This is a genomic window from Pseudomonas sp. S3_E10 (assembly GCF_054667615.1).
The window spans coordinates 5501348-5522232 of the sequence record NZ_CP162743.1 but is presented as its reverse complement, the minus strand read 5'-3'; the positions used below and the strand labels follow the sequence as shown (position 1 = coordinate 5522232).

Here is a 20885-nt window from a genome sequence, read left to right as displayed (position 1 = left end):
CACGATGAAAACCCCACTGCGTTTGGCCCTGCTTTGTGCACTGTTCACCACCAACCTGGCCCAGGCCGCGGAGCTGATCCCTATCGACGTGCACCGTGACGCCAATTGCGGTTGCTGCAAAAAGTGGATCAGCCACCTGCAAAGCAACGGTTTCAAGGTCAATGACCATGTCGAGGCCGACATGAGCGCCGTCAAGCAACGCCTGGGCGTGGTCCCGCGCCTGGGCTCCTGCCATACCGCCGTGATCGACGGCAAGTTCGTTGAAGGCCATGTGCCAGCCGACCAGGTGCTGGCGTTGCGCAAACGTGACGATCTGCTCGGCATCGCGGCACCCGGCATGCCGATGGGTTCGCCCGGCATGGAAGTGGATGGGCGCAGCGAGGCCTATCAAGTCATCGGGTTGACGCGCGACGGTAACGATGTGGTGGTGGCCGATTACCCGGCGCGCTGATCGGTGCTGATGGGTTACCTCGGGCTGTTCCTGGCCGCGTTTGGCGCGGCGACCCTGCTGCCGTTGCAATCGGAAGCGGTGCTGGTCGGCCTGCTGGTCAGCGGGCATTACAGCCTGTGGTGGCTGTTGGGTATCGCCACGCTGGGCAACGTACTCGGCTCGCTGGTCAACTGGCTGCTGGGGCGCTGGGTGGAACACTTCAAGCAACGGCGCTGGTTTCCGGTCAGCGACACGCAACTTGCAAAAGCACGTGTTCATTACCAGCGTTGGGGGCATTGGACGCTGCTGCTCAGTTGGCTGCCGATCATCGGCGACCCGCTGACCCTGGTGGCCGGTGTGATGCGTGAACCGCTGTGGCGTTTTTTGCTGCTGGTGACGCTGGCCAAAAGCCTGCGCTACGCAGTGCTCGCCGCCGTGACCTTGCACTGGGTGTTAATCCCCCGTTAATCGCCTCGCAACAGCATCCGAAGACCCTTTTTTCGGAGCCCTCGCCCATGTCTTTACGCCGCACCTTTTGTGCCATCGGCCTGCTCACAACCAGCGTCACGCCCGTATTTGCGGCCACCTACGGCCCTGAACTGCAAGGTTTCAAATACCCCTACCCCTTGAAACATTTCAACTTCCAATCCCAGGGCCAATCCCTGCAAATGGGCTACATGGACGTGCCTGCCAAAGGCAACCCCAATGGCCGCAGCGTGGTGCTGATGCACGGCAAGAATTTCTGCGGCGCTACCTGGGAAAGTTCGATCAAAGCCCTGAGCGACGCCGGTTACCGGGTGATCGCGCCGGACCAGATTGGCTTTTGCACCTCCAGCAAGCCCGCCTATTACCAGTACAGTTTCCAGCAACTGGCCAGCAACACCCATCAATTACTGGAAAAGCTCGGCGTTCAAAAGGCCACCCTCCTGGGGCACTCCACCGGCGGCATGCTCGCGACGCGTTACGCGCTGATGTACCCCGAGCAGACCGAGCAGTTGGCAATGGTCAACCCCATCGGCCTGGAAGACTGGAAAGCCCTGGGCGTGCCCTACCTCACCGTGGACCAGTGGTACGCGCGTGAACTCAACGTCAGCGCCGAGGGGATTCGCAACTACCAACTCAACACCTATTACGTGGGGCGCTGGAAGCCCGAGTACGAGCGCTGGGTGGACATGTACGCCGGCCTCGCCACGGGCCCCGGGCGCAAGCGGGTTGCATGGAACTCGGCGCTGATTTACGACATGATCCTCAACCAGCCGGTGTACTACGAGTTCAAAAACCTGCAGATGCCCACCCTGCTGCTGATCGGCACTTCCGACACCACGGCGATCAATAAAGATATTGCATCGCCACAGGTCAAGGCCCGCATCGGTCACTACGACAGGCTGGGCAAACAGGTGGCCAAGCTGATTCCCCGCGCCACCCTGGTGGAATTCACCGGCCTGGGGCACGCACCGCAGATGGAAGCGCCGGAAAAATTCCACACGGCGCTGTTGCAAGGTTTGAACGCGCTTTAATCCAACCTTTGTGAGGCAAGGGCAATGTCGGTACAGATCGCAGTCATTGATGATTGGCAGAACGTGGCCAGTGGCGTGGTGGATTGGTCGGCGCTCAAGGCCGTGGGCCAGGTGCATTTTCTGCACGATTACCCGGCGGACACCGCCGTGATGATCGAGCGCTTGCACAGGTTCCAGGTGATTTGCGTCATGCGCGAACGCACCACCTTCGACTCGGCGCTGTTGCAGGGCCTGCCCAACCTCAAGCTGCTGGTGACCGGCGGCATGCGCAACGCGGCCCTCGACATTCCCGCCGCCAAGCGCCTGGGCATTCAGGTTTGCGGCACCGACAGCTATAAACACGCGGCGCCGGAACTGACGTGGGCGTTGATCATGGCCAGTAGCCGTAACCTGCTCGCCGAGGCCAATTCCCTGCGGGCCGGCCACTGGCAGGTGGGCCTGGGCGGCGACCTGCATGGCAAGACCCTGGGCATCCTGGGGCTGGGCAGCATTGGCCAGAAGGTCGCGCGCTTTGCCCAAGTGTTCGGCATGCGCGTGATTGCCTGGAGTGAAAACCTCACGCCCGCGCGCGCGGCCGAGGCGGGCGTGACCTGGGTCAGCAAAAAAACGCTGTTCGAAGAGGCCGATATCCTCACCATCCACCTGGTGCTCAGCGAGCGCAGCCGTGGCCTGGTGGATGCCGAGGCGTTGGGGTGGATGAAGCCCGGCGCGCGTTTGGTGAATACCGCGCGTGGGCCGATCGTGGATGAACCGGCGCTGGTGCAGGCGTTGCAGAGCGGCCGTCTGGCAGGGGCTGCGCTGGACGTTTATGGCGAAGAGCCATTGCCGTCGGACCACCCCTTCCGCCAGTTGCCGAATGTACTGGCCACGCCTCATGTGGGCTATGTGAGCGAGCAGAACTACCGGCAGTTCTATGGGCAGATGATTGAGAATATCCAGGCGTGGGCCCAAGGGTCGCCGATTCGCCTGCTCGGCTGATGCACCTTTTAAGTGCGCGCGCGCTGCTGTTGCCCTGCACACAGTGCCTCTCCACCGGCGTGACGGCCCCGAATTGGGGCCGCTTCACGACCCGGCGCAACAGAGCTGCCTCGTCTCGGATGCAGGTCGTTTTATAAAGCTGCATAAGGTTACAAGTTTTTTGTCCTACAAAAACCTTCCAGAAACCCTACAGGCTCTGGGATCTGTCCTAGACTCATGACCGATGGGTCCGTTTCAAAACAAAAACCCCGCAAAAAAACTAAACTTTTCAACTCGGCCCTTGGTCAAGTTTTAAGGCAAGGCGAGCACACCGCGATTCACGCTACATGCCCGTCCATCCAATCTTTTTAAGCTAACCGTGCAGCTGGCATACGCCTTGCCAGTTCGTAATGCGCTTGTGCGCCTGGCCGCAGGATGCGGTCATCGGAGCTAATGGCAGCGGGCCATTAGCCGACCAACACGTGGAGAGAATTATGATCAGTGCCGCAGCAAGTATTCAGGGAGAACGTGTTAGTCAGCCAGTTGGCGGGTCGACCCCTTTAGTCGACCTCAACACGGTGCGGCCGGTGTCCAGTCATAACCCCAATCGAAAGAAAGTGCTGTTTGTAACGTCTGAATTTGCCGACCTGGTGAAGACCGGCGGCCTGGGCGACGTATCGGCCGCCCTGCCCCGCGCCATGGCGCATCTGCATGATGTGCGCGTGCTGATCCCCGGTTACCCGCAGGTGATGGAAAGCGACAACCCGATCCATATCATCGGCGAGCTGGGTGGCCACGCCGCGCTGCCGCCGTGCAAGATCGGGCGCATGGACCTCAAGGACGGCCTGGTCATTTATGTGCTGATCTGCCCCGAGCTCTACGAGCGCGAAGGCACGCCCTACGGCGCCAACAACGGCCGCGACTGGCCCGACAACCATATTCGCTTCGCCCGCCTGGGCCTGGCCGCCGCCGACATGGCCGCCAACCTGGCGCAGATCCACTGGTGCCCGGACCTGGTGCACGCCCACGACTGGCCCGCCGGCCTGGCCCCGGCGTATATGCACTGGCGTGGGTCACGCACGCCCACCCTGTTCACCATTCACAACCTGGCCTACCAAGGCGTGGTCAGCCTGGCCTCCACGCCGGAGCTGGGCATTCCGCCTCACGCCCTGCAACAGGAAGGCATGGAGTTCTACGGCAAAATGTCGTTCCTCAAGGCCGGCATGGCGTACTCCAGCCATATCACCACGGTGAGCGCCACCTACGCCCAGGAAATCACCACCCCGGAATTCGGCTGCGGGCTCGACGGTTTCCTCGCCGCCAAGACCCAGCAAGGCCTGCTCAGCGGGATCCCCAACGGTATCGATGAAAGCTGGGAAACCTCCACCGACGAGCATCTGGTCCACAACTTCAATATCGGCGACTGGGAAGGCAAGGCGATTAACGCCGCCCATGTACGCGAGTTGTTCGGCCTGCATGACTCCACCGGCCCGCTGTTTGCCGTGGTCTCGCGCCTGGTCTACCAAAAAGGCCTGGACCTGACCGAAGCGGTCGCCGACTTCATCGTCGAAAACGGCGGCCAGATCGCGATTATCGGCCGTGGCGAGCCGGAAGAAGAACAGGCCATGCGCGAACTGGCGCTGCGCTTCCCCGGCCAGGTCGGTGTGCGCATCGGCTTCAATGAGACCGACGCACGCCGCATGTTCGCCGGCAGCGACTTCCTGCTGATGCCCTCGCGCTACGAGCCCTGCGGCTTGAGCCAGATGTACGCCCAGCGCTTCGGCTCACTGCCGGTAGCGCGCAATACCGGCGGGCTGGCCGACACCATCGAGGATGGCGTAACCGGGTTCCTGTTCAATGAATCCACGGTACAAAGCTACGAAGAAGCGCTCAGTCGCGCCTTCAAGGTGTTTGCCTTCCCCGGCCTGCTCAATGCCATGCGCTGCCGGGCCATGACTCAACCCTTCAATTGGTGCCAGGCGGTGGAACCCTACGCCGAACTGTATGAACAACTGGTCGCTAAAGCGCTGGGGAAACAAACCAAGTAATCAAGGGAGGTCTCTATAGATGCCATTACGGAATATGGAAACCTGGCCCCACGGCGCAATCATGCTGGACGCGCAACACACGCGTTTTGCTTTGTGGGCGCCAGACGCGTTTTATGTCAGCGTTGAATTGGAAGACGGCAACTCCATCGCCATGCTGCCCCAGGCCGATGGTTGGTTTGAAGTTGAAATAAAGTGCCCGGCGGGCACGCGCTACCGCTACAACATCGACGGCGAACGGGATGTGCCAGACCCGGCGTCCCGGGCCCAGGCTTCAGACGTACATGGCTGGAGCCTGGTGGTCGACCCCCTTGCCTATACCTGGCAACACGCCAACTGGCATGGCCGGCCGTGGCACGAAGCGGTGATTTACGAACTGCACGTCGGCGCGCTGGGCGGCTACGCCGAGGTCGAGAAACACCTGCCACGACTGGCCGAGCTGGGCGTTACCGCGATTGAACTGATGCCATTGGCGCAGTTCCCCGGCGAGCGCAATTGGGGTTACGACGGCGTACTGCCCTACGCACCGCAATCGTCCTACGGCACACCCGAGCAACTCAAACACCTGATCGACAGCGCCCATGGGCACGGCCTCGCCGTGATCCTCGACGTGGTCTACAACCACTTCGGCCCCGACGGCAATTACCTGGGCCAGTACGCCAAAGGCTTCTTCCAGGAGGACATCCACACGCCGTGGGGCGCGGGTATCGACTTCAACCGCCGCGAAGTGCGCGATTTCTTTCTCGACAACGCCTTGATGTGGTTGCTCGAATACCGCTTCGACGGCCTGCGGCTGGACGCCGTGCACGCGATCGACAACCCCGGCTTCCTGCAGGAACTGGCACACCGCGTGCGAGAGCAGGTCGACATCGGTCGACATGTGTGGCTGGTCCTGGAAAACGAGCTGAACCAGGCCAGCCTGTTGCAGCAGGACTTTGACGCGCAGTGGAACGACGACTTCCACAACGTGCTGCATGTGCTGCTCACGGACGAAACCGATGCGTATTACAGCGACTTCGCCACAGACGCTACCGCCAAATTGGCGCGTTGCCTGGGCGAAGGGTTTATCTATCAGGGCCAGGCCACCCGACATGGCCACGCTCGCGGCGAGCCCAGCGCGTCATTGCCGCCCACTGCCTTCGTGGCGTTTTTGCAGAACCACGACCAAATCGGCAACCGCGCCCTCGGCGAACGGCTGCATCAACTCTGCTCGCCCGACGCGCTCAAGGCCGCAACCGCATTGCTGTTGATGTCGCCGATGATCCCGTTGATGTTCATGGGCGATGAGAGCAACGCCCGCGAGCCCTTTCTGTTTTTCACCGACCACCACGGCGATCTCGCCGCAGCGGTACGTGAAGGCCGACGCAATGAATTCGCCGATTTCGCCGCGTTCCACGACCCCGAGCGCCGTGCGCGCATCCCCGACCCGAACGCCCTGTCCACCTTTGCGCAATCAGCCCCGGCGTTGGCCGATAACGCACACACCGAGTTCTACCGCCATCTGCTCGGCCTGCGCCGCGAACACCTCGTGCCGCACCTGCCCGGCAGCGTCGCACTGGGCGCGCAGGTGCTGGCAAACGCTGCCGTGACCGCGCGCTGGCGCCTGGGCAACGGCCGCCTGCTGCAAATCGACATCAACCTGAGTGCAGCGGCGGTGGCTCACACCACAACGCAGCCGATCATTTTTGCGACGCCTGCCGACCAAGGCGCGCAACTGCCGCCGTACAGCGCACGCGTCAGCCTTTCCCCTGTTGGAGAACACCCTTGAGCGAAGCGAAACTGGAAACTCTCGCCAGCCGCGCGGGCCTGGCCGTCGATTGGATCGACGCCAACGGCCGCCCGCAACGTGTGCAACCCGACGCCCTGCGCGCCGTCCTCAAAGGCCTCGGCCACCCGGCCGATACCGATGCCGAGATCGACGCGAGCCTGCATGAACTGGAACAGGCTCAACAGGCCAAACAGCTGCCACCTTTACTGACCGTGGACAGCGGCCACGGCCTTGACCTGGCGCACTATTTCGAACCCGACACCCTGTGCCGCGTCAGCCTGGAAAACGGTGAAACCCTGGAGCTGAGGCTCGACAGCAACGCGGTGCTGCCCGGCGTGATCGCCCTGGGTTATCACCAGGTGCATGTCAACGATCAGACCTTCACCCTGGCGGTTGCGCCCAGCCACTGCTACAGCGTGGCCGAAGCGGTCGACAGCCAACCCGCGCGTGCCTGGGGCCTGAGCGCGCAGCTGTATTCACTGCGTCGCCTGGGCGATGGTGGCTTCGGCGATACCCTGGCCCTGGAACACCTGGTGCGCGCAGCCGCCGAACGCGGTGCCGATGCCCTGGCGATCAGCCCGATGCACGCGATGTTCAGCGCCGACACCTCGCGCTACAGCCCCTACTCGCCATCGAGCCGCTTGTTTCTCAACAGCCTGTATGCCTCGCCGGCGTGCATCCTTGGCGAACGCGAAGTGCGCAACGCCATCGAGGCCATCGGCCTGGTGGAGGCGTTGCACACGCTGGAACAGGGCAGCCTGATCGACTGGGCCGCCGCCGCCAATGCCAAGCAACGCCTGTTGCGGGCACTGTATGAAGACTTCCGCCACGGCCAGCACCCGCAACATGCCGACTTCCTGAGCTTCCGCCAGGCCGGCGGTGAAGCCCTGGAAAACCACTGTCGCTTCGAAGCCGTGCAAGCGGCCCGTGCAGCCGCAGGCGAAGACCTCGACTGGCGCCACTGGCCCGAGGCGTGGCGCACCCCGCAAAGCCCGGCGCTGGCGAAGTTCGCCGAGGAAAACCGTGACGAAATCGGTTACTTCGCGTTCACCCAATGGCTGATCGCCCGCTGCCTGCAACGCGCCCAGCAAGCGGCCAAAGGCAGCGGCATGGGCGTCGGTTTGATCGCCGACCTCGCCGTGGGGGCCGACGGCGGCGGCAGCCAGGCCTGGAGCCGCCAGGATGAGCTGCTGGCCGACCTGACCGTGGGCGCGCCACCCGACATCCTCAACCGCGCCGGTCAGGGCTGGGGCATTTCCGCGTTCTCCCCCGAAGGCCTCAAGCGCAATGGCTTTCGCGCGTTTATCGAGATGCTGCGCGCCAACTTCGCCCATGCCGGCGGCTTGCGCATCGACCACGTGATGGGCCTGCAACGCCTGTGGGTGATCCCCATGGACGCCTCGCCACGCGAAGGTGCCTACCTGTATTACCCGGTGGACGACATGCTGCGGCTGCTGGCGCTGGAATCCCATCGCCACCAGGCCATCGTGCTCGGTGAAGACCTGGGCACGGTACCCGATGGCCTGCGCGAAAAACTCATCGGCCGCTCGATTCTGGGCATGCGCGTGCTGCTGTTCGAACAAGACCACGACGGCCGGTTCAAACCTATCCTCGACTGGCCGGACAACGCCCTGGCCACCACCAGCACCCACGATCTGCCCACGCTCAACGGCTGGTGGCACAGCCGCGATATCGACTGGAACATCCAGCTCGGCCTGATCGATGCGCCCACCGTGGAGCAATGGAGCGAACACCGCCTGCGCGAACGCCAGGCGCTGCGCCAGGCCTTGAGCCAGGACCCGCAGAATTTCGTGGAAGAGATCCGCAACGAAACCGACCACATGATCGACGCCAGCGTGCGCTACCTCGGCCACACCCGCGCGCCGCTGGTGGTGCTGCCGCTGGAGGATGCGCTGGGCGTGGAAGAACAAGCCAACCTGCCCGGCACCACTGACACCCATCCCAACTGGCGCCGGCGCCTGGCGGGTGAAGCCTCGAGCCTGCTCGACAATGCCGGTGCCGCGCGCCGTCTCGAACTGCTGGCCGTCGCGCGCAACCAGGCCTATGAGCGTGACCGATGAACACACTCGAACTGCGCGCAACCCAGCGCCTGCAATTTCATAAGGGGTTTACCCTAGACGACGCGGTACCGTTGGTGCCGTATTTTGCCCGGTTGGGCATCAGCCACCTGTATGCGTCGCCGCTGCTCAGTGCGCGCGCCGGCTCCATGCACGGCTACGATGTGGTCGACCCCACGCGGGTCAACCACGAGTTGGGCGGTGAAGCGGCGTTGCGCCGTCTGGTCGCCGCGTTACGCGAACACGACATGGGCTTGATCCTCGACATTGTTTCCAACCACATGGCCGTTGGCGGTGCCGATAACCCGTGGTGGCTGGACCTGCTCGAGTGGGGCCGCTTGAGCCCCTACAGCGAATTTTTCGATATCCAGTGGCACTCGCCCGACCCCTTGCTCAAGGGCCAACTGCTGATGCCGTTTCTGGGCAGCGATTATGGCGAAGCCTTGCAGGCCGGCACGCTGACGCTGCAGTTCGATGCCGAACACGGAGCGTTTTATGCGCAGCACTACGAACACCGCTTCCCGATCTGCCCACGCGATTACGCGCTGATTCTGGGCAGCGATGAACCGCTCAAACCGCTGGCTGAGCAATTCGCCGCCCTGGCCTATCAAAACGATGCGTATGCGCAGGCGGCCGTGCTCAAGCAGGCCTTGGCCGAGCACGCCAGCGACGTACTGCCGGCCATCCAACAACGGTTGGCGCGCTTCGACGGGCGCGAACAGGAAGGCTTCGAGCGCCTGCATCATCTGCTCGAACAGCAAAGCTACCGCCTGGCCAGTTGGCGCACGGCGGCGGACGATATCAACTGGCGCCGCTTCTTCGACGTCAATGAACTGGGCGGCCTGCGCGTTGAACGCGCGCAGGTATTCGAGGCCACCCACGGCAAGATCTTCGAGCTGATCAGCGAAGGCCTGGTGGATGGCCTGCGCATCGACCATATCGACGGCCTGGCCGACCCGCGCGGTTACTGCCGCAAGCTGCGGCGCCGGGTGGATGCACTGGCGCCTGGGCGGCACTTGCCGATTTTCGTCGAGAAGATTCTTGGCGACGGTGAAACCCTGCGCGAAGACTGGTGCGTGGACGGCACCACCGGCTACGAATTCATGAACCAACTGTCGCTGTTGCAGCACCACCCGGACGGCTTCGAACCCCTGGCCGACGTGTGGACGCGCCACAGCGAGCGGCCCTCGGCGTTTATCGAAGAAGCCTGGCTGGCGCGCCAGCAGATCCTCAACGGCTCCCTGGGCGGCGACTTTGAAAGCGTGGCCCAGGCCCTGCTGCAAGTGGCCCGCGATGACGTGATGACCCGCGACCTGACCCTGGGTGCGATTCGCCGCGCGTTGCAGGAACTGATCGTGCACTTCCCGGTGTACCGCACCTATATCAGCGCCCGTGGCCGGAGCGCCGCCGACGACCAGGTTTTCCAGCAAGCCCTGGAAGGCGCGCGCGGCACCTTGAGCGAAGGCGACTGGCCGGTGCTCGACCACCTGGAAAAATGGCTCGGCGGCCAGCCCTGGCGTGAGCGCCCGGTGGGCCGTGAGCGCAAGATCCTCAAGCATGCCTGCGTGCGCTTCCAGCAACTGACGTCGCCGGCGGCGGCAAAGGCCGTGGAAGACACCGCGTTCTACCGCTCTGCGGTGCTGCTGTCGCGTAACGACGTGGGCTTTTGCACCGAGCGGTTCAGCGCGCCGTTGGCCGAGTTCCACGCGGTCAACCAGCAGCGCTTGCACGCCTTCCCGGACAACTTGCTCGCCACCGCCACCCACGACCATAAACGCGGCGAAGACACCCGCGCGCGCCTGGCGGTACTCAGTGAGTGCGCCGCCTGGTACGCCGAACAGGTCGAGCAATGGCGCGCCCTTGCACAGCCTTTGCGCAGCGACGCGGCCAGCCCGTCGGCGGGCGATGAGTTGATCCTGTACCAGGTGTTGCTGGGCAGTTGGCCGCTGGACCTCACCGATGACGTTGCGGGTTACCAGCAGCGCCTGTGGCAATGGCAACAAAAGGCCCTGCGCGAAGCCAAGTTGCACAGCAGTTGGAGCGCCCCCAACGAGGCCTACGAGCACGGTGTCGAAGCGTTCCTGTCGCGCCTGTTGCTCAGTGACGCAGGCCGCCCCTTGCGCACCGCGATCGGCGCGGCGGCCCAGGCGATTGCCCCGGCGGGCGCGCTCAATGGGCTGGCGCAATCCTTGCTTCGCATCACGGTGCCGGGGGTGCCGGACCTGTACCAGGGCGCCGAGTTCTGGGACTTCAGCCTGGTGGACCCGGACAACCGTCGCCCGGTGGATTTCAAGGCGCGGCAACACGCCCTGAATACCCCACCGGATATCGGCGAACTGTTGTTCAACTGGCGTGACGGGCGTATCAAACAGGCGTTGATCGCCCAGGTACTGGCCTTGCGCAAGGCCCATCCGCTGCTGTTTCGCCAGGGCCACTACACGCCGCTGGAGGTGGTTGGGCAACACGCCGAACGGGTGATCGCATTCTGCCGCGAACATCAGGGCAAACGCCTGCTGGTGGTGGTGCCGCGCTGGCCCCATTCACTGCTGGAAAATGGTGTGCGTCCACAGATCAATGCGCAGGTTTGGGGCGATACCCGGCTGAAATTACCGTTCGCCGCGCCAACTCAAAACTGGAAGGGACTTTTTCATACAGGTGCAGTCACACCAGACAAGGAGCTGTTGATCAGCACTGCCCTGGGGGATTTCCCGGTCAATGTCTTTATCAATCCTGATGATCAAGAAAGCTGAAAATTTTCTGTGAGGAGCATTGCGATGAGTACCGAAGACAAACGCATACGCGAACTGGCGCATCAGATCTGGGAGTCTGAAGGCAAACCCCATGGCCAGGACGCGCGCCACTGGGAGATGGCGCGCAAGTTGGCCGAATCCGAAGCGCTGACACCGAGCAAGCCAAAACCGGCCGCCAAACCGAAGACGGCGCCCAAGCCCGCCGCAGCGAAAGCCAAACCGGCGGCGGCCAGCAAACCGGCCCCGCCGCCAGCGAAAAAACCGGCTGCGCCGAAAAAGCCCAAACCCTGACCCTTATAGCGCCATAACCCTCCTCCCGACGCAGTCGGCAGGAGGTGACCCCACGTTTCAGATTTCTCAACTGACCCCTGGTCAGCACGGCCGCGTTCGGCCCGGAAAAAGACCCTTGCAGGAGCAACACTCAATGAGCAAACCCCATAAAACCCCATCGACGCCGGGCAGCGAGCCGTCGCGGATTCGTGAAGGTTTGCCCTTCCCCCTTGGCGCCACCTGGGACGGCCTGGGCGTCAACTTTGCATTGTTCTCGGCCAATGCCACCAAGGTCGAACTGTGCCTGTTCGACGACACCGGTGAAGTTGAACTGGAGCGTATCGAACTGCCCGAATACACCGACGAGATCTTCCACGGTTACTTGCCCGACGCCCACCCAGGGCTGATTTACGGCTACCGCGTGTACGGTCCGTATGACCCGGCCAACGGGCATCGTTTCAACCACAACAAACTGCTGATCGACCCCTACGCCAAGCAATTGGTGGGTGAGTTGAAATGGTCGCAGGCGCTGTTCGGCTACACCATCGGCCATCCCGACGACGACCTCAGCTTCGACGAACGCGACAGCGCGCCCTTCGTGCCCAAGTGCAAGGTCATCGACCCGGCGCACACCTGGGGCAACGACCAGCCGGTGCGGGTGCCATGGGACCGCACGATCATTTACGAAACCCACCTGCGCGGCATCAGCATGCGCCACCCTTCGGTGGGCGAATCGGTGCGGGGCACCTGCGCCGGCCTGATGGAAGACGACGTGCTCAAGCACATCCGCCAGTTGGGTATTTCATCGGTGGAACTGTTGCCGGTCCACGCTTTCGTCAACGACCAGCACCTGCTGGAAAAAGGCATGACGAACTATTGGGGCTACAACAGCATCGCGTTTTTCGCCCCCGACCCACGCTACCTGGCCAGCGGCAAGATCGCCGAGTTCAAGGAAATGGTCGCGCACCTGCATGAGCAGAAGCTCGAACTGATCCTCGACGTGGTCTACAACCACACCGCTGAAGGCAACGAACGTGGCCCGACCCTGTCCATGCGCGGTATCGACAACGCCTCGTACTATCGCTTGATGCCCGACGACAAGCGCTTCTACATCAACGATTCAGGCACCGGCAACACCCTGGACCTGAGCCACCCCTGCGTGCTGCAGATGGTGACAGACTCACTGCGCTACTGGGCCACCGAGATGCATGTGGACGGCTTTCGCTTCGACTTGGCGACCATCCTCGGCCGCTACCGCGACGGCTTCGACGAGCGCCATAGCTTCCTCGTCGCCTGCCGCCAGGACCCGATACTGCGCCAGCTCAAACTCATTGCCGAGCCTTGGGACTGCGGCCCCGGCGGCTATCAGGTGGGCAACTTCCCGCCGGGCTGGGCGGAATGGAACGACCGCTTCCGCGACACCGTGCGCGCGTTCTGGAAAGGCGACGACGGCCAACTGGCGGACTTCGCCGGGCGCATGACCGCCTCGGGCGAGATGTTCAACCATCGAGGGCGGCGTCCGTACAGTTCGGTGAATTTCATCACCGCCCACGACGGTTTCACCCTGCACGACCTGGTGTCGTACAACGACAAGCACAACGAGGACAACGACGAAAACAACCAGGACGGCAGCAACAACAACCTGTCCTGGAACCATGGCGTCGAAGGCCCCACCGACGACCCGCACATCAACGCGCTGCGCCTGCGCCAGATGCGCAATTTCTTCGCCACGCTGCTGCTGGCCCAGGGCACCCCGATGATCGTCGCCGGTGATGAGTTCGCCCGTACCCAGCACGGCAACAACAACGCCTATTGCCAGGACAGCGAGATCGGCTGGGTCAACTGGGACCTGGACGATGACGGCAAGTCGTTGCTCAAGTTTGTGAAGCGCTTGATCAAACTGCGCCTGGCATATCCGATCTTGCGTCGCGGGCGCTTCCTGGTGGGTGACTACAACGAAGACATCGGTGTGAAGGACGTGACCTGGCTTGCGCCCGATGGCAGCGAAATGACCACCGAACAATGGCAGGACAGCCAGGGCCGCTGCCTGGGCATGCTGATGGATGGCCGCGCCCAGGAAACCGGGATCCGCCGTGCCGGCGCCGATGCCACCTTGTTGCTGGTGGTGAATGCGCACCACGACATGGTCAACTTCCGCCTGCCGCCGGTGCCCGAAGGTGAAAGCTGGAGCTGCATGCTCGACACCAATGACCCGGCCGTGCGCGGCCAGGAACGTTTTGAATTCGATCACGAATATGCCGTGACCGGGCGCTCGCTGTTGCTGTTTGAGCTGCAGCGCGAAGACGAGGTGTGAGACAGGCGTGCACAGATGCCTTAAATACCAGGGCTACTCGGACACGCAAGCCCTCGGCCGGGCGCTGGAGGCCCTTCAGGCAGAGGGCCTGGATCGGTTGCCATTGCCCGGCAGTGGCCAGACGTTGGAGCGTTTCAGACGCCTGGCCGAGGTGGCCGCGCATGATGTGCGCCTGTGCAAGTTGTTCGAAGGCCATACCGACGCGCTGGCGATCATGGCCGAACTCGACAGCCCCCTCCCCCGCCAGGCACTACGTGGGGAATGTGGGCCGCCGAGCCGCCAACGGCCAAGGTGCGGGTGTACCGTGAGGGTGAGCATTTGCGGGTACTGGGGCGCAAAGCCTGGTGTTCCGGTGCGGCGGTGGTGAGCCATGGGTTATTGACCGCCTGGGATGAAACGGACCGTCAGCAATTGGTGGCGGTTGCGATGCAACAGCCAGGCGTTACGGTGACGGATGAAGGCTGGTGCGCGGTGGGCATGGCGGCGACGGGCAGTGTCGAGATTGTCTTCGATGAGGCCGCAGGCCTTGCTGTAGGTGGACCAGGCGATTACCTCGCCCGCCCTGGTTTCTGGCACGGCGGGATCGGCGTCGCCGCGTGCTGGTACGGCGCGGCGCAACAGCTTGCAGAGGCATTGCGCGCGCATTGCAGCCAACGCCCTGAACCCCACGCGCTTGCACATCTGGGCGCCGTCGACAGGGCACTGCACAGCGCCGCGTGCGTGTTGCGCGCAAGCGCTGCGCGCATCGACCGTGCGCCCATCGCCGATGCCCGGCAACTGGCTCAGCAAGCGCGGGCGTGCATCGAAGACAGCGTGGAGCAAGTGATTCACCATGTCGGCCGCGCGCTCGGTGCCGGGCCGTATTGCAAGGACCCGCACTTTGCCCAGTTGATGGCGGACTTGCCGGTGTACATGCGCCAAAGCCATGCCGAACGTGATCTTGCCGGCCTCGGTGAGCAGGTAGCCGGCGCGCCCTCAGGGAGGTGGCAGCTATGAAACCCAACCCGATTGTCGGCCAAGGTACGCCGCTGCATCGTTGGCAAACCTCGCCGCGCATGGCCGAGCTTGCGCTGATCAGCGTCGAACAGTTGGTGCCCGAGGGCCATCGCGCGGTGATCATCGCCCCCCATCCAGACGATGAGGTGCTCGGCTGCGGTGGCCTGTTGCAGGGGCTGGCCGCACTGGGGAGGCCCATCCAACTGATTTCGGTGACCGACGGCAGCGCCAGCCACCCAGGCTCCCGACGTTGGCCGGCGGAGCGCCTGAGCGTGGTGCGACCGCAGGAGTCGGCGCAGGCGCTGCACCGCCTGGGGCTGCCCTTGCACAGTTTGAAGTGGCTGCGCGCAGGCTTTGCCGACAGCAACGTCGCCGCACGCGAAGACGAGTTGATGAGGTTTATCCAGCGCTACCTAAAACCCACCGATGTGGTGTTCACCACGTGGCGCGAAGACGGCCATTGCGACCACGAAGCCGTGGGGCGGGCCAGTGCCGCGGCCGCCCAGGCAGTGGGCGCCACGCTGTACGAGCTGCCGGTGTGGACCTGGCACTGGGCGACCCCCGAAGACCGCCTGGTGCCCTGGCACCGCGCACGCAAAATCCCCCTGACCTGCGAAGCCGTGGCCCGTAAGCGCCACGCTATCCATGCCTTCGCCAGCCAGTTAGAAGGTGACCCGCAGATCGGCCTTGCGCCGGTGCTGGCGCCTTATGTGGTGGAGCGTTTGCTGCAACCCTTTGAAGTGGTATTCGTATGAGTGTGGCCACCCCATATTTCGACCGGCTGTTTGCCGAAAACGATGACCCCTGGGCATTCCGCCAACGCTGGTATGAGCGCCGCAAGCGTGCCCTGACCCTGGCGATGCTGACGCGCCCGCGCTACGCCGCGATCTTCGAGCCGGGTTGCGCCAATGGCGAACTGAGCGTTGAACTGGCCGCGCGTTGCGACCAACTGTTGTGTTGCGACACCGCCACGGCGGCAGTCAACCTGGCGCGCAACCGCCTGCTGGGTGTGCCCCACGCGCAGGTGCGGCAGGCTCGCTTGCCCGAGCAGTGGCCTGCGGGGCAATTTGAGCTGATCGTGCTCAGCGAGTTGTGTTACTACCTCGATGCCGACGACCTGTGCCGCGTGATAGAACGCGCCCTCGCCTCTTTAAGCGACGACGGCCAATTGCTCGCCTGCCATTGGCGCCCACCTATCGAGGGGTGCCCGCAGACTGCCGAGCAGGTACATGCCCTGCTTGAGCAACGGCTGGGCATGCCACGAGTCGCCAGCCATCACGAACACGACTTTCTCCTCGACCTGTGGTGCCGCGACGGTACTTCGGTCGCCAGCCTTGAGGGCCTGCGATGATCGGCATTCTGATCCCGGTACACAACGAAGAAGCATTGTTGGCCGAGTGCCTGGACGCCGCGATGATCGCGGCGCGCCATCCAGGCTTGCTGGGCGAAACGGTACAGATCCTGGTAGTGCTCGACAGTTGCAGCGACGCCAGTGCGGTCATTGCCCAGGCGTACCCGGTACACAGGCTGGAAGTACAAGCACGCAATGTCGGCCAGGTACGCGGCATCGGTGCGCAGTATTTGCTGGACCGAGGTGCGCGCTGGATTTCCTGCACCGACGCCGACAGCCGGGTCGCGCCGGACTGGCTGGTGGCACAACTCGCGCTTGAGGCCGACGCGGTCTGCGGCACGGTGACGGTACAAGCCTGGGATGAAGATTTCGACCCCGCCGCGCAGATCCGCTATCACCAGAACTACCAGGCACGCGACGGGCATCGGCACATCCACGGCGCCAACCTGGGGGTGAGCGCGGATGCGTATATACGTGCGGGTGGCTTCGAACCCTTGGCGTGCCATGAAGATGCTCAACTGGTGCGCGATCTGGAACGCTGCGGTGCCTCCATCGCCTGGAGCCATGCCCCCCAAGTGACCACCAGCGCACGCCTGGAGTCCCGTGCCCAGGGTGGCTTTGGTGATTATTTGAAGAGCTTGATGCAGGCGCCCTGAAAAAAACCAGTGTGCTGAAGGTCAAGCCCTGGATACTTGACTATGCTGATGACGCCTTGCTGGTCATTCAGGACTGAATGGCCATGCGCCCACCACGGCGGAGTCTGTGGTGAATAAAAGAGTGTCGTCCCGTCAACGGGGCACGACCCGGCATCAATCGACAAGGATGTAACACCATGAAGCCTGCCTACTTAAGCGAAGGCCGTCGCGGCCCCGCACAAATCTGGAACAGCGCGCCGCAACTGGCGCAAATCCCGCCGATCGCCACTGCCTCGCTGGTGCCCGCCGGCGCACGCGTGGTGGTCATCGCGCCTCACCCCGGTGATGAAGTGCTGGCCTGCGGCGGTCTGCTGCAATTGCTCAGCACCCTGGAACACCCCTTGAAGTTGATCTCCATCACCGATGGCAGCGCCAGCCACCCTGGTTCCCAGGTGTGGCCGGCCAGCCGTTTGAGCGTGGTGCGCCCCCAGGAAAGCGCCGAAGCGCTGCGCCGCCTGGGCATGCCGTTGCACAGCTTGAAGTGGATACGTGGCGGTTTTTGTGACAACGCCCTGGCGGCCCGCGAAGCGCAACTGAGCCCGTTTATCGCGCGTTACCTGCAACCGGGCGACGTGGTGTTTACCACCTGGCGCGATGACGGCAACGCCGACCACGATGCCGTTGGCCGCGCCAGTGCCCAGGCGTGCAGCCAGGTGGGCGCGCAGCTCTATGAATTACCGATCCGGGCCTGGCATTGGCCCGCCCGCGAAAGCGCGGCGATCCCCTGGCACCGTGCACGCAAAGTGCGCTTGAACAGCTGGGCCGTGGCACGCAAGCTCCACGCCGCCCACGCCTACGCCAGCCAACTGATGGGCGACCCCGAGATCGGCCTGCCGCCGATATTGGCGCAGGTGCTGCTTGAGCGCATGCGCGAGCCCTATGAGATCGTGTTTTTGTAGACGGTAGGCGGGAGTTCCCCGAGCGGCTCCCGTCAGCCCGCCACTCGTCTAGACCTGTAAGTTCTGACAGTAGCCCGCTGCTTGATGTGTGGCTAAGGTGCAAAAAGTGCTGCACAGGTAAGGTGCAGTCGAGAAAGCCATGCCAACCCCTTGCATTGGCCGGTGTTTTCGAAAGGTAACCCGCAGTCCCTGTTCCGTATCGCGCGTGACGTTGTCATGGTCTGGCCCGCACCTGCCTTTGCAGGCGCTGGGGCACTATTCACCTCGATTGAGGACGGATCATGCGCACACGGACACTTTCGTTGTACCTGGGTATTGCGTTGACGCTTGCATTGGCGACGTGGCCATTAGCCTCGCGGGGGGCGTGCAGCGTCAACAACACCGCCGGCGATGACATATCCAACTGCGACAGCGCCACGGCGCCGGGCTTTACCGATACCGGCGGCAACAACACCTTGACGCTCACCGCGACGGGTCGGATCGCCGGCAACGTGAGCTATGGCGACGGCAACGACAGGGTCAACGTGAACGGCCCGAATGCGGGCATCGATGGCAACCTCGACCAGGGCCACGGCAACAATTTCTTTCGGCTGGACCTGGGCAGCATCACGGGGGAGGTGCATCAGGGCGACGGCAAAGACGTGATAGAGGTGAGCGGCGGCAAGGCCGGCGCGATGGTCCAGGGTTCGGGCCAGGACCGTTTTGTCATGACTGACGGCACCATCGCCTCACTCGCCCAGGGAGACGGCCTGGACGAATTTGAGATCAGCGGCGGCACCATCACCGGGGCTTTTGAAGACGGTGACCATGGGACTATGACCGGGGGCACCATCGGGCGGGTTGATATGAAGCTCGATGACAACGTGTTCAAGATGAGCGCAGGCACCATTGTCGGCAACCTGGTGACCGGGTTCGGCAAAGACACCATCGAGGTGTCGGGCACCAGCGTTATTGGCGGCAATATCAGCGTCAGCGGCGGCGACGACCGTGTGACCGTCTCCGGGGGTGAGGTCAAGGGCCAAGTGTTGCTCAGCTTCGGCAATGACCGGTTCACCTGGACGGGTGGCAACCTCCACGCCCCGGTGATGGCAGGGCCGGGTGACGACACCGCGTCGTTGCACAACCTGACGCGTGCCCAACTGGCTGCGGCACAGTGGGTTGACGGCGGCCTGGGCAATGACACGCTGACCCTGGACAACACCCAAGCCGGCGACCCGGCCGTGTTGCCCAACTGGGAAACCATTGACATGCGCAACGGCGCGCAACTGTCTCTGGGCGGCACGCTCAAGCTGGGCGATAGCGCGTCCGGCACCGGTACGCTGAACCTCGACAGTACGAGTGAGCTGCAGGCCGCTACCGGCGTAATCGAAGCGTTTACACCCGGCCAGCGGGTTAACGTCAACAACAGTGGCCTTATCAACATGGCTGCCGCCAATGCGGGCACTGGCGATACCCTGACGATCAACGGAAATTACACCGGCAATGGCGGGCGGCTCGCGCTCAACAGCCGGCTCGACGGCGACGGCTCGCCCAGCGATAGATTGGTGGTGAGCCAGGGCAGCCTCGACGGCACCACCCGCCTGAATGTGATCAACGCAGGCGGCGCCGGCGCCGCCACGTTGCAGGATGGCATCCAGGTGGTGCAGGCGCTCAACGGTGCCACCAGCAGCGCCACGGCCTTCAGCCTTGCGGCACCCTTGTCGGCCGGTGCGTATGAATATCATCTGTTCCAGGGCGGCGTAACGCCCGGCACCGCCGATAACTTCTACCTGCGTTCGACCCTGCCGGCGGCCCCGCAAGTCGTCCCCGCGCCAGGCACCCCGCCGCTGCCGGCCAGCACGGGGGGCGCGCCGACGCCGTTTTACCGGCCGGAAGTGTCGATTTACGCCGCCCTGTTCCCCGCCACCGAGCAGATGGTGCGTGGCATGCTCGGCACCTTCCACGAACGCATGGGCGACCAGAGCCAACAACGGCAAAGTGGTGCATTCCAGGCCGGTTGGGGGCGGGTCTATGACAGCAGCGCGCGCCAGAGCTTTGCCGGCACGGTCAGCCCGACGCTCGACCGTTCGCTGTTCGGCTTCCAAGTGGGCAGTGATCTGTATGCCGGCACCACTGCAAACGGTCATGTGCAACGCAGCGGGTTCTTCGTTGGCCACAGCACGCTCAAAGGCAATGTCAAAGGCTTCAACGGTGGCTGGCAGGACAAGGACGCCGGCAAGACCACCTTGCGCGGCGACAGCCTGGGGGTTTATTGGACGTTGATCGGCGCCAACCAGGCTTACCTCGACCTGGTGTTGATGGGGACGCGCTTCAACGGCAACAACGAGTCGAACCGTGGGGTGAAGATGAAAACCCGCGGTCATAACCTCACGGCGTCCGCTGAAATTGGCTGGCCGTTGCCGGTGACCCGCCAGTGGGTGGTGGAGCCTCAGGCACAAGTGATCGTCGGCAAAACCCGCCTCGACAGCCAGAACGACGGCATTTCGCGCGTGTCGTACGAGGCCGACACCACGCTCACGACACGCCTTGGCGTACGCCTGCGTGGCGACTATCAATGGCGTAGCCTGCCGTTTCAGCCGTACGCGCGGGCGAATGTGTGGCACAGCCGCGCCGGGCAAAACACCGCCACGTTTGAGGGGCACACCGCTATTGATACAGAACAGCAGGCCAGCACCCTCGATGTGAGTGTCGGTGCCACATTGAAGGTCGCTGAACACCTGAGCATTTATGGCGAAGCCGGGTACAGGCGCAACCTCGACAGCCAAGCCGACAATGGCCGCCAAGGCACCCTCGGCTTGCGCATGGCGTTCTGATC

General features: G+C 63.5%; 15 protein-coding genes and 1 pseudogene. All 16 read left to right on the top strand.

Annotated elements, in window-relative coordinates; translation table 11 throughout:
• Positions 1–4: 4 nt before the first annotated feature.
• The 16 genes and pseudogenes from AB4N98_RS25345 to AB4N98_RS25270 all read left to right on the top strand — a co-directional run bounded on the left by AB4N98_RS25345 (position 5) and on the right by AB4N98_RS25270 (position 20883).
• Positions 5–451: a DUF411 domain-containing protein gene (locus tag AB4N98_RS25345; RefSeq protein WP_017528430.1), complete on the top strand. Its 447-nt coding sequence runs from the start codon at positions 5–7 to the stop codon at positions 449–451.
• 3 nt (positions 452–454) lie between these two features.
• A complete protein-coding gene (locus AB4N98_RS25340; RefSeq protein WP_175404215.1) occupies positions 455–898 on the top strand; it encodes a YqaA family protein in 444 nt (147 codons plus the stop codon).
• A 47-nt stretch (positions 899–945) separates the two neighbouring features.
• Positions 946–1947 (top strand): alpha/beta fold hydrolase, encoded by a 1002-nt coding sequence (locus AB4N98_RS25335; protein ID WP_460148974.1) that lies wholly within the window; start codon positions 946–948, stop codon positions 1945–1947.
• Positions 1948–1971: 24 nt separating this feature from the next.
• The gene (locus AB4N98_RS25330) at positions 1972–2925 is read left to right on the top strand and encodes a D-2-hydroxyacid dehydrogenase family protein (protein ID WP_017528433.1); all 954 of its coding nucleotides are present in this window, start codon (positions 1972–1974) and stop codon (positions 2923–2925) included.
• Between the two features lie 473 nt (positions 2926–3398).
• Positions 3399–4952: a glycogen synthase GlgA gene (glgA, locus tag AB4N98_RS25325; protein WP_026067302.1), complete on the top strand. Its 1554-nt coding sequence runs from the start codon at positions 3399–3401 to the stop codon at positions 4950–4952.
• A 19-nt stretch (positions 4953–4971) separates the two neighbouring features.
• Positions 4972–6717, top strand: coding sequence for a malto-oligosyltrehalose trehalohydrolase (gene treZ, locus AB4N98_RS25320; RefSeq protein WP_137220121.1), 1746 nt, complete (start codon positions 4972–4974; stop codon positions 6715–6717).
• Positions 6714–8798 (top strand): 4-alpha-glucanotransferase, encoded by a 2085-nt coding sequence (gene malQ, locus AB4N98_RS25315; protein ID WP_460148973.1) that lies wholly within the window; start codon positions 6714–6716, stop codon positions 8796–8798. The genes treZ and malQ overlap by 4 nt, the downstream gene beginning before the upstream one ends.
• Positions 8795–11545 (top strand): malto-oligosyltrehalose synthase, encoded by a 2751-nt coding sequence (locus tag AB4N98_RS25310; protein WP_065878986.1) that lies wholly within the window; start codon positions 8795–8797, stop codon positions 11543–11545. Before malQ ends, AB4N98_RS25310 begins: the two co-directional genes overlap by 4 nt.
• A gap of 24 nt (positions 11546–11569) precedes the next feature.
• Positions 11570–11836, top strand: coding sequence for a DUF2934 domain-containing protein (locus AB4N98_RS25305; protein ID WP_017528438.1), 267 nt, complete (start codon positions 11570–11572; stop codon positions 11834–11836).
• A 133-nt stretch (positions 11837–11969) separates the two neighbouring features.
• Positions 11970–14129 (top strand): glycogen debranching protein GlgX, encoded by a 2160-nt coding sequence (gene glgX, locus AB4N98_RS25300; RefSeq protein WP_065878983.1) that lies wholly within the window; start codon positions 11970–11972, stop codon positions 14127–14129.
• Positions 14101–15125 (top strand): annotated as a pseudogene (locus AB4N98_RS25295) (acyl-CoA dehydrogenase). Before glgX ends, AB4N98_RS25295 begins: the two are co-directional and overlap by 29 nt.
• Positions 15122–15880, top strand: coding sequence for a PIG-L deacetylase family protein (locus AB4N98_RS25290; protein WP_017528441.1), 759 nt, complete (start codon positions 15122–15124; stop codon positions 15878–15880). Before AB4N98_RS25295 ends, AB4N98_RS25290 begins: the two are co-directional and overlap by 4 nt.
• Positions 15877–16476 carry an SAM-dependent methyltransferase gene (locus tag AB4N98_RS25285; RefSeq protein ID WP_267864185.1) on the top strand — a complete coding sequence of 200 codons (600 nt, stop codon included), beginning with the start codon at positions 15877–15879 and terminating at the stop codon, positions 16474–16476. The genes AB4N98_RS25290 and AB4N98_RS25285 overlap by 4 nt, the downstream gene beginning before the upstream one ends.
• Complete coding sequence (locus tag AB4N98_RS25280) at positions 16473–17132, top strand: glycosyltransferase family 2 protein (protein WP_068931958.1); 660 nt, start codon at positions 16473–16475, stop codon at positions 17130–17132. The genes AB4N98_RS25285 and AB4N98_RS25280 overlap by 4 nt, the downstream gene beginning before the upstream one ends.
• A 176-nt stretch (positions 17133–17308) precedes the next feature.
• Complete coding sequence (locus AB4N98_RS25275; protein ID WP_017528444.1) at positions 17309–18070, top strand: PIG-L deacetylase family protein; 762 nt, start codon at positions 17309–17311, stop codon at positions 18068–18070.
• A gap of 281 nt (positions 18071–18351) precedes the next feature.
• Entirely contained in the window at positions 18352–20883 is a 2532-nt protein-coding gene (locus AB4N98_RS25270; protein WP_460148972.1) for an autotransporter family protein, read from the top strand.
• The last annotated feature ends 2 nt before the right edge of the window (positions 20884–20885 follow it).